Origin of the sequence: Paraglaciecola arctica, from assembly GCF_018861065.1 — a bacterium.
Lineage (GTDB): Bacteria > Pseudomonadota > Gammaproteobacteria > Enterobacterales > Alteromonadaceae > Paraglaciecola > Paraglaciecola arctica_B.
Genome location: NZ_JAHKQO010000019.1, coordinates 187,097 through 201,704 on the forward strand (window position 1 = coordinate 187,097; position 14,608 = coordinate 201,704).

Sequence of the window (14,608 nt, forward strand, 5' to 3'; positions counted from 1 at the left end):
TATGTTACCTATTGCGCAACTTTCGTTACTGACATAGACGTTTTAATATGTAGTGCTCTTACATCATCCCAATCTTTGTCTGCAGCGGACTCAAAGCCATTAAAATTAATGTTTTTGAGTAATTTAACTCCCTCTTCGGTATTACTCATGTTTAATAAAGCGGCTAATATTTTTTCACGAGTTTGAACGTCCAGTGTAGGGTGGGTGGCTATAGCATGAGGTGTGTATTCAGCACTTTGCCAAATTGTGGTTATCATTGATTGAGTTTCTACTGGCATATTGTTAAGTGTTCGCTGTATCCCTCCACCGGCTGGGAAAAAGCCCCGTGATACGTTCAAATAAACTGAATCATGTGAAGAGACGTAAGTTGGGGTGTAGGTAATACCCAATTTGTGAAGTTCAGCTTGAGGTAATATTGTTGCGGCAAAAGCTGCAGGAGCAGGAAATGCCAAACGTTGCCCGGCAAGGTCATGAATGCTCTTAATATTGCTTCCTTTCTTAGCAACAATGACTCCCTTAATTGATTTATCAATTTGTTTGGCTAAGGCGTTGTAACCGGCAGACTCATTAAACACCACATAGTGATAAGGATTCATGTAGGCGATGTCATATTGACCTAATTTAAGACGCTCTTCAAAAGTAGGAATGTCTTTGGCGGTAACGAATACAATATCTAAAGCACTTTGTTGACTAATGAATTGCAGAATCGGCGTCCATAGAACAGCTAACCGCTCAGCTGACTGCTGGGGGACAATGGCAAAGGTTAATGTGCTTTGTTTTGCTGCTATTATTTTGTCTTGTGCAGCCACGGCACAAGGAACAGCAATTAGTAAGCTAATAAACAACATTAATTTATACATTTTAATACCTCGTTGTTAGATCACTGGGTCAATTGATTTACTACACTGAGTAACTCATCATTTCTAAATGGTTTAGAAAGCACTGCATTTGCCCCTAATACGACGGCTTCATCTAGACTTTCTTGCTGCAACGCTGAAATAACCAGAATTTTCAAATCACGGAATTGTTCATCAGCTCTCAAATGTTTTAAAAGTTCAAAGCCATTTAATCCAGGCATAGTTAAGTCTAATGTCATCAAACTCGGTCGATGCTGCATTAATTTGCTTCCGGCCAAGAATCCATTAGTTGCTGTATCACACTCAAAACCTCCTTTTCGCAGTACTCGTTTTATGGCTCCCGCCATATTTTTATCATCATCTACTACTAAAACTGTCTTACTATTCGGCAAAAGCTCTGCGGGGACCGGCATCTTGTTCTCTTTTAAAAAAAGTACAAAATTATCTACAGTGACCCTGTTATTGCCACGTCCTGGCAACTTGTAGCCCTTTAAACTTCCTTTATCAATCCAACGAATAACGGTTCGTAGATTGACGTCACAATACTGAGCAATATCACCTGTACTCAGTGATTTAATGTTAGACATTCGGTTATTCCTAATTGAATTAATGTATTTATACCACAACAAGGCATGTGAGGCATATATGACTAAAGTATCATATACGACATTTGCGACATTGGCTATATTTGCATCACCAAATTAAAGATGTACCTAAACTAAAGTTTTGATGAGTGGTGGAGTGACATCGTTTCTGATAATGCAAAGTTGTAACTAGGAAAGACTAAAATGAAAATATTTGTAGTAGGTATCGTTTTATGGACCTTGTTAATAGCAACGAGTCGAGCGACTGAATTTGATGGCAGTGTGTTAGTTAGATACGAAAATGAAACTGATCAAATCAATCTCGCACCGCGTAAAAGGATTAGAGCCATCGCAGCTATTGGTTTTACCAATGAGTTTAATGATGTGTGGACCCTTGTTGCGCAGCTTAGAACTGGTTTGAAAAATAAACAGAATGTGCCTGCCATTACTTTGCATCAAATTACTGACCAAGCAGCCGGAGATAAGGATGTTTATCTGTCGCGTTTATATGCTAAAGCACAATTTGGGAAAATGACGTTATTTGCTGGAAAAATTCCTTGGAAAACACATCAGGTGACCGACCTATTTTGGGACCGGCATCTAAATCCAATTGGCATTCATCTTGATTACAAACTAGGAACCGCAAATAGACTCAAATTTGCGTCTTTCAAGCCATTGGATGGTCATAGCAACACTATTGGTCATATGTCAATTTTTCAATACCAAACAAAGCTGTCTACGGATTTTGGAGAGATCACGTTGTCTCCTTGGCTGGTGGACTATCGTGGTGATTCAGATGCCGTTTATGCTAAAAAAGACACTCAATTTGACAATCAATTTATACGTTTTTCAGGGGCCATTAAACGTGGTACGTGGCAGTTTGGAACCGATGTGGGTTGGTCGGTAAAAAATACCCCTTTGGAGTTTAGGGATGAATTTGATGGGCAAAATTTGAGTTATACCTTTGAAATCAAACACGGAGAATTGAAAAACATCGGTAGTTATTTAACCCAACTCAAGTATTTACACGTTGAGCGCTTTGCTGTGGTGACTGAGTTTGCCCAAAACGCTTCAAGTCGGTTTGCTACAAGTAACTTTAAAGGTTGGGATTTACGTATTCGCCACAGGTTAAGCAAAAAGTTGTGGGTTGGTGGACGTTTGTCTCGAACCCAACGTTTGCTAGGCGCCCCTGAACAGGGTGTTAGATTTAGATTAGAAACAAAATATACGTTTTAACAGAGTTTTAGGAATTATTATTATGTCAAATTTGCAACACAAGTATCTAACTTTAGAGCCGCCTGAACAATATAATCTCTTAGTTGTTGATGACGAAGAAGGTATTTTAAAAGCAATCAAACGCAGCTTCAATCGCACAAAATATCAAGTCTTTACTGCTAGCAGTGCAAAAGAGGGGTTAAAGATTCTTGAAGAACACGATTTCCAAGTCGTTTTATCGGACTTTCGGATGCCAGATGTTGATGGTGGCACTTTGGTTAAAACCATTAAAAAGTCTTATCCACATATTGTCTCTATGATCATCACTGGTTACGCTGATTTCGAGGCCGCCGTGGATGTGATGAATTCCGGCGCAGCTTACAAATTTTTATCTAAGCCGTGGAATAATCAACAATTAATTGATGAAGTCGAAGTAGCATTTCAAGAATACCAACAACGGCTTAACAATACCGCTAAAGAGCAACTCACTGAACTGTATGTTAAACCAGAGCGCGTAAGGTTTGACAAAACTATTACGGGCTTACTCAAAGAAAAAACTGAATTTGCACTAGCGTCAATCATTGTTTCAGATATTTCATTGTACGATCAATATTGGGAGCAAAGAGGCTCTCACGACTTAGCCTTAGACTCAGTGGCTAAGACAATTGGACTTTGTTTGCCGAAGGATTGTCAGATGTTTGCTGTGGATATTGACCAAATACTAGTTATTGTTCCTGAAGAACAATGTAATGAGCAATTGCACAGTCAGTTAACATTATTGGATAAAGCTCTATCACTCACTGCAGAGCAGAGCGATGGAGCTCCCGAGTTTCATTGTTATTTGGCTTATGCGCTAGCCCCTTTTGAAGGTATGAATATTCAACAACTGCTACATTCAATCCGAAACACTTCTGGACAGGATTATCGTGACAGCCAGCTTAGAGGTGATAAATCACATGTGGTTAAGATCGATGCGACACATGTCGCTGAAAAAAAGCGTAAAAGAATTATCCAAAATAGTATCCAGCAAGCGATCAACACCAATCAATTTAGTTTGTACTTTCAACCCAAAGTTAGATTAGAAGACGGTGTTGTTGAAAATGCCGAAGTGTTGATGCGCTGGGAGCATTCGTCTTTAGGATGGGTGTCGCCTATCGAATTTATTAGTCTAAGCGAATTGGATGGGCAAATTGAGAAAATTGGCAGTTGGTTACTAGACAATAGTATTACTCAACTTATCGGATTGAGAAAACAATACGGCGAATCACTAAATTTATCTATAAACGTTTCTCCGCGTCAACTAAAAAACAGCCAAATTGTTGATGAATTACGCTACCTATTGACAAGAACTGGGCTTGTTCCAAGTAGTCTAGAACTTGAGATTACCGAAGGTTGCGTAATAGAAGATTTACAGCAAACAGGAAAAGTCTTGTGGCAACTAAAAGAGCTAGGAGTGCGTATCGCCATTGATGATTTTGGTGCGGGGTATTCATCTTTTGCCTATCTAACTAAGCTACCTGTGGATGTACTCAAATTGGATAAAATTCTCATTGACGATTTGGAAACCAACAAGGATGTCATCAATATGCTGCAGAGTATTATTGGGCTGTGCAAAAGGATGGATATCGATGTGGTCGCTGAAGGTGTTGAGAACCAACGCCAAGTTGAATTACTTAAAGAACTTGAATGTGACTACATCCAAGGATACGTATACAGTCGACCTGTCACAAAAACAGACTTTGAAAAGGTGTTAATTAATCAACCTTTTATGCTAACTAAATAAATTGAACTGGTTAGTAGGAATAATTTAAACGAAGTTTTAAAGCTGTGATGTGCTACATACTTTTTTGGGGTGAAATTAAGTTGCTACAAAAAGACTTTAATTCCCGAAATTTGAATAATGGCCTCTTTTAAAACTTGTTACCATTGACCTTAGGTGAGTCGGTGCAATTCGTTTTTTACTGAATCGTTCAGTTACTAGTGAGCGTCTGAATTTATTCATCAGACACTGCGGTGGTTTCCTCGGCAGGAGTGTTACTCAACGTTTCTCTATCAGCTTTACTAATATACCTAGGTTTGTTCTTTGATGACAACTTAGCGTTCGCCTTTTTGGCCCGAGCTTTTAAAATTTGATTACCTTTTTTGCGTCTGTTCATAAGTCTCTTCTGTGTTTTTCCAGTACGTTATTATATCACTAAATATCTTCATCTTTGCAGTAACTGTATTTTCGTGTTGAATGGAATAATATCTTTAATAATCGGGTCATATGTCGTAGTAAAACATTGTGCTGAAGGTGGAATTTATGGAAGCAAATAAGAGCATCGCCTGTGACCTTTACGATTATCTCGAAATAGCTTGTATGTATAGGTATCAAGTTCGTGTGACCCTCAAAAGTGGCGAAGTCTTGGTTGGTGTTCCCAAAACTACTGTGATTGAAGATAAAAAAGAACTGCTGCTTTTAGAGTGTGAAAGCAATCAGCCGCAAAAAATAGCGACACTTAATCTTAAAACAATGGAAGTATTAACCGCCAATGCCAAGTTTACTCGAATAGAGTTTTAGAAGGTGCTCAAGCTATCAGTTTGTCAGGCTTTTAAGTCGCATCAGATTTGAGGTTTTGTCTGTGAATATCAGTGAGTATCAGAGAATTGTATGAAAAACTGGTTGTTTCTAGGGGGGCCGTTATTGCTGAGGTCGTTGCGACGTCGAGCTGAAAATCGAGTCAAGGTTTTACAAAACTTTGACCTAGTCTGTTAGTCATATTGGGGTACGCGGTCGTATTTTATTTTCTGTCTCTTACTCTAAAAACTATTCCTATTGGTACGGCATAGGCGGTTTGTGCAGGATTGGGTATCCTATTAATTTCGCTAGCAGGGTGGTTGGTTTTTGGCCAAAAGTTAGACTCAGCAAGTATGTTAGACATGGGATTGCTTGTGTCTGGTGTCAGAGTTATCAAGGTGTTTTCTAAATTGAGTGCGCATTAAGACAATGCATTGGTTGAATAGTGATAAGAGTTGTCGGAAAAATTAAAGCTCAATTCAACTAGTGAAAAATAGCGCCAGATTTAATACTTGCCTCTATGCAAAGGCAAATCAATCAATACGAGCAATGCGGCTTGTCCTCCCCATTCTTTTGGGGCTTGGTGAAACCCCAACACCGCAGGGTGTTGTATCAACCAGTTGGGAATGGATTTTTTGAGTACATAAGTGCCTTTGCCGTGCATAATCGAGACACAATACACATGTTGTTTTTGTGCCGCGTGAATTAGCGCGGCTATTTCGTGTTTGGCTTGTTCTTTTTTTAAACCGTGTAAGTCGAGGATTAAATCCGGTGGGTAGTCACCTCGGCGGAGGCGTTTTACTTCATGACTGTCGGCCTCAGGTTTGACATATTTTAGAGGTTGATCGATATCAAAGTGGCCCTCAAAACCATCTGAAAACTCAAATGCTGCTGCGGCTTGTTTAATTTCTGATAAATCTTTGTTGTTTTTTGGGGTAAGTCCCGAATTATGCTTGCTGGAATAGCGCTGAGGCGGTATTTTGTCCTGCTTTATTGGCGCTACATCTTTGAACTGATTTTTAAAAAGATCTGGTTCTTCATTTTCTGGTTGAATTTTTGGGCGATGTGGCGTGATTTTCATTCATTACAGGTACATATTTGCTATAGGCTTAGCATAACAAAGTTTGCTACAAGAGCATATGTATTCAGGGTTTACAAACCTAGATTTATTAAGCGATAACATGACCACAGATACTTTTACAGAATTAGAAGCCCAGCAAATAGCGCAAGACCTCCACACTATGTTAGATATGGTGAGGTGGTCAGTAACCTGTTTTAATGAGGCTGGCTTGTATTATGGCCATGGTACAGATAATCCGTGGGATGAAGCCGTGAGTTTAATATTACAGCTTTTGCATTTAGAGCAAAGTTTGCCGATGCAAACCGGTGACCAGTTGTTTCATAGTCGTTTGACCCTACCTGAAAAATTAAAAATTATTGCTATAGTAAAACGCCGCGTTGATGAACGAATTCCGGTACCTTATTTAACTAATCAAGCTTGGTTCTGTGATTTGCCGTTTTACGTAGATGAGCGAGTACTTATCCCTCGCTCACCTTTTGCTGAATTAATTAAAAACCATTTTGAAGAATGGATTGGCGACTCTGAGCCACAGCATATTTTAGATCTGTGCACTGGTGGTGGTTGTATTGCTATTGCGTTGGCGTATGCGTTTGAAGAGGCGCAGGTGGATGCTGTGGATATTAGCCAAGATGCCCTAGATGTTGCTGAACTCAATATCACAGAACATGGATTGAATCACAGGGTGTACCCCATCAATTCTGATTTAATGGGAGCGTTGCAAGGTCAGCAATACGATTTAATCGTGAGTAATCCACCTTACGTTGACGCCGAGGATATGGATGATTTGCCTCAAGAGTTTCACCACGAGCCAGAATTGGCGTTGGCCGCTGGCAATGATGGTTTGGATTTGGTCGACCATATTTTGCGTCAGGCCCCTATGCATTTAACCGCCAACGGTTGGTTATTTGTTGAGGTAGGCAACAGCGAAGTACATATGTTTAGCCGCTACCCGGAATTACCAATTCAGTGGGTTGAGTTTGAAAATGGTGGTCATGGTGTATTTGCTATAAGCAAGAACGATTTAGTTGAGTACTGGCGCTCTGTTGACCATTAAAATGCATAAATTGAGTTTAGAATAAACGTATATAAGACAATAGGATTTTAAAATTATGGCTGGAAACACTTTCGGTAAGTTATTCACTGTCACCACCTTTGGCGAAAGCCATGGTATTGCTATAGGTGGCATTATCGATGGGTGTCCTCCCGGTTTAGATTTAAGTGAAGCAGATTTACAAGTTGACTTAGACAGACGCAAGCCCGGTACCTCAAGATATACCACTGCCAGACGTGAAGAAGACGAAGTGAAAATTTTGTCCGGAGTGTTTGAGGGCAAAACCACAGGTACCAGTATTGGTTTATTAATCAATAACACAGATCAACGCAGTAATGATTATTCCAAAATCAAAGATACCTTCCGCCCAGGACATGCTGACTACACTTATCAACAAAAGTATGGATTGCGGGATTATCGAGGCGGTGGTCGTTCTTCTGCGCGCGAAACCGCTATTCGTGTTGCGGCTGGTGGCGTGGCCAAAAAGTATCTCAAACAGCATCATGGAGTAGAGATCCATGGTTACTTGTCGCAGTTAGGGCCAATCAAAGTAGAAACCGTTGATCATAGTGTGACGAATACCAATGCGTTTTTCTGCCCCGACCAAAGTAAGCTCGAAGCGCTAGATGCTTATATGCGCGACCTCAAAAAACAAGGTGACTCTATTGGTGCCAAAGTATCAGTGGTTGCCACTAACATGCCAGTTGGTTTAGGTGAACCTATTTTTGACCGACTTGATGCGGATTTAGCTCATGCGATGATGGGTATTAATGCAGTTAAGGGGGTAGAAGTAGGAGACGGTTTTGCTACTGTGGAACAAAAAGGCAGTGAACATCGCGACGAATTAACCCCTGATGGTTTTGCTTCTAACCGTTCTGGTGGCGTATTGGGAGGCATTTCTACTGGGCAAGATTTAGTGGTGCATATGGCACTTAAACCCACTTCTAGTATCAGTGTCCCTGGTGAAACTATCGATATACACGGCAATACTGCAGAAGTCATTACAAAAGGTAGGCACGATCCTTGTGTGGGGATCCGTGCAGTACCTATTGCAGAAGCCATGATGGCATTAGTGGTGATGGATCATTTATTAAGAGATCGTGGCCAAAATGCGGATGTCCATAGCGCTACACCGGTTATTCCAGCACAAGTAAAAGCTCGATAAGCTTTGCTGACATTTAGGCGTGTTCTTGTGGAGTACGCCTAATTTATTTTTCATCTATTTAAGTATTGCCCTTGCCTAAATCTGCCTTTTCAAACTCTAATTTAATTTTACTCGCGATTACCTATCTTTTTTATTTCGGGCAATTTGGCGTGTTGATGCCTTACCTTGGGGTATTTTTAGATGGCAGGGGATTTTCGTCCACTGAAATAGGTGAACTTTTTGCGTTGATAACTGTGGCCCGCATAGCAGGTCCTAACTTATGGGCAATACTCGCAGATAAATCGGGTAGGGCGCTCAGGGTATTGCAACTTGGCGCATTGTTAACATTCGCTACTTTTAGCTTAGTATTTTTTGTTGATGGTTTTTGGTCGCTAACATTAAGCCTTGCGCTGATGATGATGTTTTGGACCGCAATTTTGCCGCAAATTGAGGGATTAACCTTAAATTGTGTATATGGCCACGCTAGCCGATATGGACGAATTCGATTGTGGGGCAGTATTGGATATATTTTGCTCACTATCTTTACTGGGAAAATGATTGATGTTTTCTCAAGCGAAGCACCTATTTACGTAGGTGCATTAGTATTGTTTAGCCTTTTTATCATCACCTTATGGCTCAAAGCGCCCAAGGTTGAAAAAAGCACTAACCCACTACATGAGTCGATTTGGCATAAAATCAATACGCCAGTCTTTTACGCATTTTTACTCTCTGTTGCTTTGTTACAGCTTAGTTTTGGGGCTTATTATGGTTTTTTTGCGCTATACCTAGTGGATTTAGATTATAGCGGTCAAGCGACTGGGTGGCTTATAGCTATCGGAGTGTTGGCGGAAGTGATCATTTTCTTGCAAGCCGGTAAATTGATTAAGTTCTTTGGTGTTAAGTGGATTTTGGTCATCAGTACTTTACTCACTGCACTTCGTTGGTATCTGTTAGCTGTAGCTGCAAACAACCCAGCGATATTAGTGTTTAGCCAAATGTTGCATGCATTTAGTTTTGGCATGACACATGCGGCATCTATGCACTTTATTCATCATTATTTTGGCAATAGGTTTCAAAGCCAAGGACAAGCTATTTATCTCAGTGTGGGTTTTGGTATTGGCGGGGCAGTTGGTGGCTATGGAGCGGGGTATTTTTGGCAACAAGGTCACGGAGCCGAGCAAACCTTTACTTTAGCTGCTATTGCAGCTGTGTTTTCTGCAGTAAGCTTATTTTTTGTGTCTTCTAAACGTATGTAATATTTTCGAATAGACAAATATTAGGATCAGTATTTAGATATCAACATCTAATAGTGTATGACTTTATTGGATTGATTGATATATAAACAGTTAATTGAGCCTAATCGTTACCAGTAAAGATAGCAAAAATATGACAGATTTGTGACTAACTTGTTGAAACAAAAAGCCTTGTTAGACCAGTTTCTTGATAATAGTTGTTGACCTGCAGTATGTTAGATATATACTACCCATGCTTGAAAGTAAGTTTGATATTTATGTACATTGTTTCGACGTTCCATTGTAGTACCCGGTCTCGTAGCTCATAAGTAATTGCAACACACTTCAGCACAACTAACGTCTCTTAGGAGACACAATTACTCTTGAAAAATATAGGAAAGACTATGTCTGCAACTACTGGTACAGTAAAATGGTTTAACGAATCTAAAGGTTTCGGTTTCATTCAACAAGAAAACGGCCCTGATGTTTTTGCTCATTTCCGTGCTATCACAGGTACTGGCTTTAAAACTTTGGCCGAAGGTCAAAAAGTTGAGTTCACTGTAACTCAAGGCCAAAAAGGTCCTCAAGCTGAGAACATCGTAGTACTTTAATTATCGAATAATTAAATTCTATAAGAAAAAGCAAACTCTAGAGTTTGCTTTTTTTATGCCTGTCATAAAGTAAATAACCTGAACTCGGGATAAGCCATACCGTCCAGCACCGCTATTATTGCGCCTATCTTCGTTGAACTTGCTCGCAATAGCTGGCTATTGCTTCACAATCTCGCCTTGATAAACGCAATAATATCAGCACTGGATGCATTAAATTGGCGGCTAAATAAGTAATTAAATTATAACCTATTGTTTTTATTATATTTACTTTAGAGGAAGCGGCACGTCTTAACCCGAGCTCAGGTTAAATATGAATTGTCATCTAAAGATTCCATAGTATTCAATGGCTTGAGGCGCACAGATCACTGAGGAAAAATGAAAGAACATTCACTTTGCTCATAATCGTTATCTGTTCAACGACATGACTAGGTTGGTGCCATCATTGGGGACGTTACTCTGTCAACTCTCCCCGCAAATTATCAATAAGTTGACGCTTGATAAGGCTAGGTGGAAGGTCTTTACTGAGTAAATAATGTAATTTTGCGAGTGCCGCTTCTGGTGTCATATCTTGGCCTGAGACAACGCCGACTTCTCGTAAAACGTGACCATTCGCGTAACCGGTCATATTAACTTTGCCACGAACACACTGAGTACAATTTAAAACAATAATACCTTGTTGGTCAGCGGAAGATAGTTGCTCTAAAAGTGCTGCGTTTTGTGGTGCGTTTCCTACTCCAAAGCTTAATAAAATTAAAGCTTTAACCGGCTGTTGTAGAGTGTTTTTTAACACCTCTGCGCTGATCCCCGGATATAAAGTCACTACCCCAATAGGCTGTGATTTGACTGGACTTACATGGAGCTTTTTATCCGCGGTGATACCCAAAATATTTTTATCCACTTCAATATTGATACCCGCTTTGAGTAATGCTGGGAAATTAGGAGAATCAAAAGCGTTAAAACCATCCGCATCAAGTTTGCGGCTGCGGTTGCCTCTAAATAGCTGATTGTTAAAAAACAGCGTAACTTCAGCGATGGGATAGTTGGCTGCGATATATAAGGCGTTAAGGAGATTAACTTGACCATCTGAACGTAATTGAGCAAGTGGAATTTGCGAGCCTGTTACTATGACAGGTTTACCCAGATCCTCTAAAATAAAGGATAGCGCTGATGCAGTGTACGCCATAGTGTCGGTGCCATGGAGAATGATAAAACCATCATATTGCTGGTAGTTCCGAAAAATGTCGTTGGCAATTTTTTGCCAGTCACTTGGATCCATATCCGAGGAGTCAATCAAATTATCGTATTCATGGATCGTAAAATTGGGCATTTCATTACGGTGAAATTCGGGCATGTTGGCTACGGTTTCGCTAAGAAACCCCGCCGCTGGAACAAATCCAAGGGAAGAAGGGCGCATACCAATGGTTCCGCCTGTGTATGCGACATAAATGTGCTTTTTCATATATTGAAATAAAACGCCTTTTGACTATGTTGTAAACTACTGTAACCCCTGCGATCGAATTTAACCATCCATTCCAATCACTTACTTCGACTGAACTTGATGGGCTAAACCTGAATCCTGACGGCCTTTTGTTACCCAGAACCTTAAAAGCTAAGATACAATGAAATCCTAATTAAAGAGGATATTACATGAATAAAAAACACCTTGCTCTTACTGTTGTTTTTTCAGTGGGGTTGGTTGCCTGCAATCACACCAATTCGGCAAAAACTGACAATTTGGGCGCGAGAATAGACACCAATAGTGCGCAAGTAATACAAACCGAGTCACAAAAATCCAATGCGCTGTTTAAAGCCTACTTCGCTGAAAGAATGCAGATGAATCCAATATCTGCAACGTACGTAGGCGTTAGTGATTACAACGATAGGTTTAACCCACCCATTAACCAGCAAACTTTGACCGAAACCTTAGCTTTTGAACAAAAGTACTTAACTAAGATACAGGCTATTGATGCTTCTGCATTGAGTGGACAAGACCTGTTAAGTTACGAAATATTCTTGCGAGACCGAAAATTAGCGCTCGAAGGCGCAAAATTTCCAGGGCACCTTATTCCTATCCATCAAATGGGCGGGGCACATAGCGCGTTTGCTTCTCTTGGCTCTGGAAAAAGTGCTCAACCTTTTAATACTGCAGATGATTATCGTAACTTTATGAGTCGTGCTAATGGTTTTGCTACTTATATGGATAGTTCCATTGAAGCAATGAAAGAAGGCATAGAAAAGACTGTGGTACTTCCTAAGCCGTTAATTAAAAAAGTATTGCCTCAGTTGCAGGCGCATATGGTTGAAGATCTCACCGAAAGTGTCTTTTATGGACCGTTACAATCCCTCGAAGAAAACGACAACATAACGGATCTCGATAAAGCGCAAATCAAAAGCGACTACCTTAAAACCATACAAAACGTGATTATTCCAGCGTATCGCCGAGTATATACTTTTATGTCTGAGGAATATTTACCCAATGGCCGCGATACCTTTGGTCTAGCAGACTTACCTAATGGTAAGGCGTGGTATGACTATAAAATTAAAACCAACACAACTTTAGCGCTAAACGCTGAAGAAATTCATAACTTTGGGCAACAAGAAGTCGCACGTATTTTAGCTGAAATGACCAAAGTAAAAGAAACCGTTGGGTTTGAAGGCGATTTAGCGGCATTTTTCGAATTCTTACGCACAGACGAGCAATTTTTCTTTGATTCAGAGCAAGCGTTGATCGATGGTTATACTCAAGTTAAACAAAAGATTGATAGCCGTGTACCGTTATTGTTTGAAGTTTTTCCAAAAGCAGATTATGAGGTAAGAGCTGTTGAAGCGTATCGTGCTGCATCATCGGCGGGCGCCAGTTACCAAAGTCCAGCACCTGATGGTTCAAGGCCCGGTATATTTTATATCAATGCCTATAACTTAAAGGCGCAGCCTAAATATTTAATGGAAACCCTAAGTGTGCATGAAGCAGCGCCAGGCCATCACTTCCAAATTGCCATTCAACAGGAAGTAGAAAGCCTGCCAGATTTTCGTAAATTTGGCGGATACACAGTGTTTGCAGAGGGATGGGCTTTATATGCAGAAAGTTTAGGCAAAGAAATGGGCTTATTTAGCGACCCTTACATGTGGTACGGGCGATTATCAGACGAGCAACTTCGTGCCATGCGATTAGTTGTTGATACGGGTTTACACGCCTTTGGTTGGAGCAGACAACAAGCCATTGATTTTATGACAGACAACTCCTCTCTTGCATTGACTGACATCGAAGCCGAAGTAGAACGTTATATCGCCATTGGCGGACAAGCGGTAAGTTACAAAATCGGACAACGGCATATTCGCATGCTCAGAAACAAGGCCCAGCAAGCGTTAGGAGATAAATTTGATGTGAAAAAATTTCATACTCAAATATTAATAGACGGCGCTTTGCCTATGCCTATTCTTGAAGCCAAAATTGACCGATGGATAGCGAAGCAAACAATTTAGTATTTTGGAAGGGAGCCAAACTTAGAGGTTGGGTTTCCTTGCTATAAAGAGGTTTCTATAAACCATAATTAACTTAGAATCGCCGTTGGTGTTCACTTAGAATTCACTTATTTGCGTTTAGACAAATGTTTAAACAAAATGATTGTGCTAAATGCGTTGAAATTTTGTCAGATCAAAACCGTGCCAATCATTCAAATGCGTTCTTGGCGATACACGAAACCGATAGTCAAACTTAGTCCCGATCCCTTGACTTGTTGCCCTAATATCAATGGCAGAAGCAATTACCATCATATTATATCTTGCGTCGAGTACTTTAGTTGATAGTTCCTCAGAGGTATCTAACATGTAGTGCGATGCAGATTTGGCATTCAGCATACTTTTAAAAGTATTTTTTATGGCTTTAGTGGATTTCCAGATTCGAGAATAGCTAAAATGCACAGCCTTAGGACCTAGGATGTACCAGCTTGATACATCATCGCCACCTATACCTTTTAAATTTTCGAAAGTATCTTCCATCTGTTGCTGATTTGTACCTGGTGTCACGTGAGTAGCGATTAACGCATTGCCTCTTACACCTATAATGGCAAAGCACTGTATGATCCCGGGGCAAGTAACATCGAACGTGCCTACACCAACCTCTCCCTCGGCTAAAGACAGATTTGCTGACATAGGTAATAATTTAACATCACTCATTGTTATCTCCATTTATTGTTGATAAAGCCTTTGTAACCGAGACTTAAAAAAAGTCGATATCGTGCATTTTTTACTCGAATTGTCGAAAAAGAATAGACCT

General features: G+C 40.2%; 14 protein-coding genes and 1 pseudogene. 9 read left to right on the top strand and 6 right to left on the bottom strand.

Going from position 1 to position 14,608, the window contains the following annotated elements; translation table 11 throughout:
* Positions 1–8: 8 nt before the first annotated feature.
* Both KO534_RS08320 and KO534_RS08325 read right to left on the bottom strand, forming a co-directional pair.
* Positions 9–860, bottom strand: coding sequence for a phosphate/phosphite/phosphonate ABC transporter substrate-binding protein (locus KO534_RS08320; protein ID WP_252732021.1), 852 nt, complete (start codon positions 858–860; stop codon positions 9–11).
* 20 nt (positions 861–880) lie between these two features.
* Positions 881–1,444 carry a response regulator gene (locus tag KO534_RS08325; protein ID WP_252732022.1) on the bottom strand — a complete coding sequence of 188 codons (564 nt, stop codon included), beginning with the start codon at positions 1,442–1,444 and terminating at the stop codon, positions 881–883.
* Between the two features lie 201 nt (positions 1,445–1,645).
* On the opposite strand from KO534_RS08325, the gene KO534_RS08330 reads away from it, so the two are divergent.
* Both KO534_RS08330 and KO534_RS08335 read left to right on the top strand, forming a co-directional pair.
* Positions 1,646–2,677 (top strand): hypothetical protein, encoded by a 1,032-nt coding sequence (locus KO534_RS08330; RefSeq protein WP_215929183.1) that lies wholly within the window; start codon positions 1,646–1,648, stop codon positions 2,675–2,677.
* 22 nt (positions 2,678–2,699) lie between these two features.
* Positions 2,700–4,439: an EAL domain-containing response regulator gene (locus KO534_RS08335; RefSeq protein WP_215929184.1), complete on the top strand. Its 1,740-nt coding sequence runs from the start codon at positions 2,700–2,702 to the stop codon at positions 4,437–4,439.
* Positions 4,440–4,650: 211 nt separating this feature from the next.
* On the opposite strand, the gene KO534_RS08340 is transcribed toward KO534_RS08335, so the two are convergent.
* Positions 4,651–4,812 (bottom strand): DUF2986 domain-containing protein, encoded by a 162-nt coding sequence (locus tag KO534_RS08340; protein ID WP_215929185.1) that lies wholly within the window; start codon positions 4,810–4,812, stop codon positions 4,651–4,653.
* Between the two features lie 146 nt (positions 4,813–4,958).
* Between KO534_RS08340 and KO534_RS08345 the strand changes: the two genes are divergently transcribed.
* Together KO534_RS08345 and KO534_RS08350 are read left to right on the top strand one after the other, a co-directional pair.
* Positions 4,959–5,216 carry a Rho-binding antiterminator gene (locus tag KO534_RS08345; protein WP_215929186.1) on the top strand — a complete coding sequence of 86 codons (258 nt, stop codon included), beginning with the start codon at positions 4,959–4,961 and terminating at the stop codon, positions 5,214–5,216.
* Between the two features lie 90 nt (positions 5,217–5,306).
* Positions 5,307–5,638, top strand: a pseudogene (locus KO534_RS08350) (DMT family transporter).
* An 80-nt stretch (positions 5,639–5,718) separates the two neighbouring features.
* Here KO534_RS08350 and smrB read toward each other — a convergent pair.
* Positions 5,719–6,294, bottom strand: coding sequence for an endonuclease SmrB (gene smrB, locus KO534_RS08355; RefSeq protein ID WP_215929187.1), 576 nt, complete (start codon positions 6,292–6,294; stop codon positions 5,719–5,721).
* 100 nt (positions 6,295–6,394) lie between these two features.
* On the opposite strand from smrB, the gene prmB reads away from it, so the two are divergent.
* The 4 genes from prmB (at position 6,395) to KO534_RS08375 (ending at position 10,332) form a co-directional block, all read left to right on the top strand.
* Positions 6,395–7,348: a 50S ribosomal protein L3 N(5)-glutamine methyltransferase gene (gene prmB, locus KO534_RS08360; protein WP_215929188.1), complete on the top strand. Its 954-nt coding sequence runs from the start codon at positions 6,395–6,397 to the stop codon at positions 7,346–7,348.
* Between the two features lie 55 nt (positions 7,349–7,403).
* A complete protein-coding gene (gene aroC / locus KO534_RS08365; protein WP_215929189.1) occupies positions 7,404–8,510 on the top strand; it encodes a chorismate synthase in 1,107 nt (368 codons plus the stop codon).
* A 65-nt stretch (positions 8,511–8,575) separates the two neighbouring features.
* Positions 8,576–9,745 carry an MFS transporter gene (locus tag KO534_RS08370; protein WP_436836578.1) on the top strand — a complete coding sequence of 390 codons (1,170 nt, stop codon included), beginning with the start codon at positions 8,576–8,578 and terminating at the stop codon, positions 9,743–9,745.
* Positions 9,746–10,125: 380 nt separating this feature from the next.
* Positions 10,126–10,332 (top strand): cold-shock protein, encoded by a 207-nt coding sequence (locus tag KO534_RS08375; protein WP_007617424.1) that lies wholly within the window; start codon positions 10,126–10,128, stop codon positions 10,330–10,332.
* A 451-nt stretch (positions 10,333–10,783) separates the two neighbouring features.
* Here the strand turns inward: KO534_RS08375 and ansA are convergent, their stop codons facing one another.
* Positions 10,784–11,791 carry an asparaginase gene (gene ansA / locus KO534_RS08380; RefSeq protein WP_215929191.1) on the bottom strand — a complete coding sequence of 336 codons (1,008 nt, stop codon included), beginning with the start codon at positions 11,789–11,791 and terminating at the stop codon, positions 10,784–10,786.
* A 188-nt stretch (positions 11,792–11,979) separates the two neighbouring features.
* On the opposite strand from ansA, the gene KO534_RS08385 reads away from it, so the two are divergent.
* The gene (locus KO534_RS08385) at positions 11,980–13,815 is read left to right on the top strand and encodes a DUF885 domain-containing protein (protein WP_215929192.1); all 1,836 of its coding nucleotides are present in this window, start codon (positions 11,980–11,982) and stop codon (positions 13,813–13,815) included.
* Between the two features lie 147 nt (positions 13,816–13,962).
* Here KO534_RS08385 and KO534_RS08390 read toward each other — a convergent pair whose 3' ends face one another.
* Positions 13,963–14,508 (bottom strand): hypothetical protein, encoded by a 546-nt coding sequence (locus tag KO534_RS08390; RefSeq protein WP_215929193.1) that lies wholly within the window; start codon positions 14,506–14,508, stop codon positions 13,963–13,965.
* Positions 14,509–14,608 lie beyond the last annotated feature (100 nt).

Coding starts and splice junctions, on each gene's coding strand:
- KO534_RS08335 (WP_215929184.1), top strand. CDS start 2,700: ATGTCAAATTTGCAACACAAGTATCTAACTTTAGAGCCGCCTGAACAA.
- KO534_RS08340 (WP_215929185.1), bottom strand. CDS start 4,812: ATGAACAGACGCAAAAAAGGTAATCAAATTTTAAAAGCTCGGGCCAAA.
- prmB (WP_215929188.1), top strand. CDS start 6,395: ATGACCACAGATACTTTTACAGAATTAGAAGCCCAGCAAATAGCGCAA.
- KO534_RS08345 (WP_215929186.1), top strand. CDS start 4,959: ATGGAAGCAAATAAGAGCATCGCCTGTGACCTTTACGATTATCTCGAA.
- ansA (WP_215929191.1), bottom strand. CDS start 11,791: ATGAAAAAGCACATTTATGTCGCATACACAGGCGGAACCATTGGTATG.
- KO534_RS08320 (WP_252732021.1), bottom strand. CDS start 860: ATGTATAAATTAATGTTGTTTATTAGCTTACTAATTGCTGTTCCTTGT.
- KO534_RS08390 (WP_215929193.1), bottom strand. CDS start 14,508: ATGAGTGATGTTAAATTATTACCTATGTCAGCAAATCTGTCTTTAGCC.
- KO534_RS08330 (WP_215929183.1), top strand. CDS start 1,646: ATGAAAATATTTGTAGTAGGTATCGTTTTATGGACCTTGTTAATAGCA.
- KO534_RS08325 (WP_252732022.1), bottom strand. CDS start 1,444: ATGTCTAACATTAAATCACTGAGTACAGGTGATATTGCTCAGTATTGT.
- KO534_RS08385 (WP_215929192.1), top strand. CDS start 11,980: ATGAATAAAAAACACCTTGCTCTTACTGTTGTTTTTTCAGTGGGGTTG.
- aroC (WP_215929189.1), top strand. CDS start 7,404: ATGGCTGGAAACACTTTCGGTAAGTTATTCACTGTCACCACCTTTGGC.
- smrB (WP_215929187.1), bottom strand. CDS start 6,294: ATGAAAATCACGCCACATCGCCCAAAAATTCAACCAGAAAATGAAGAA.
- KO534_RS08375 (WP_007617424.1), top strand. CDS start 10,126: ATGTCTGCAACTACTGGTACAGTAAAATGGTTTAACGAATCTAAAGGT.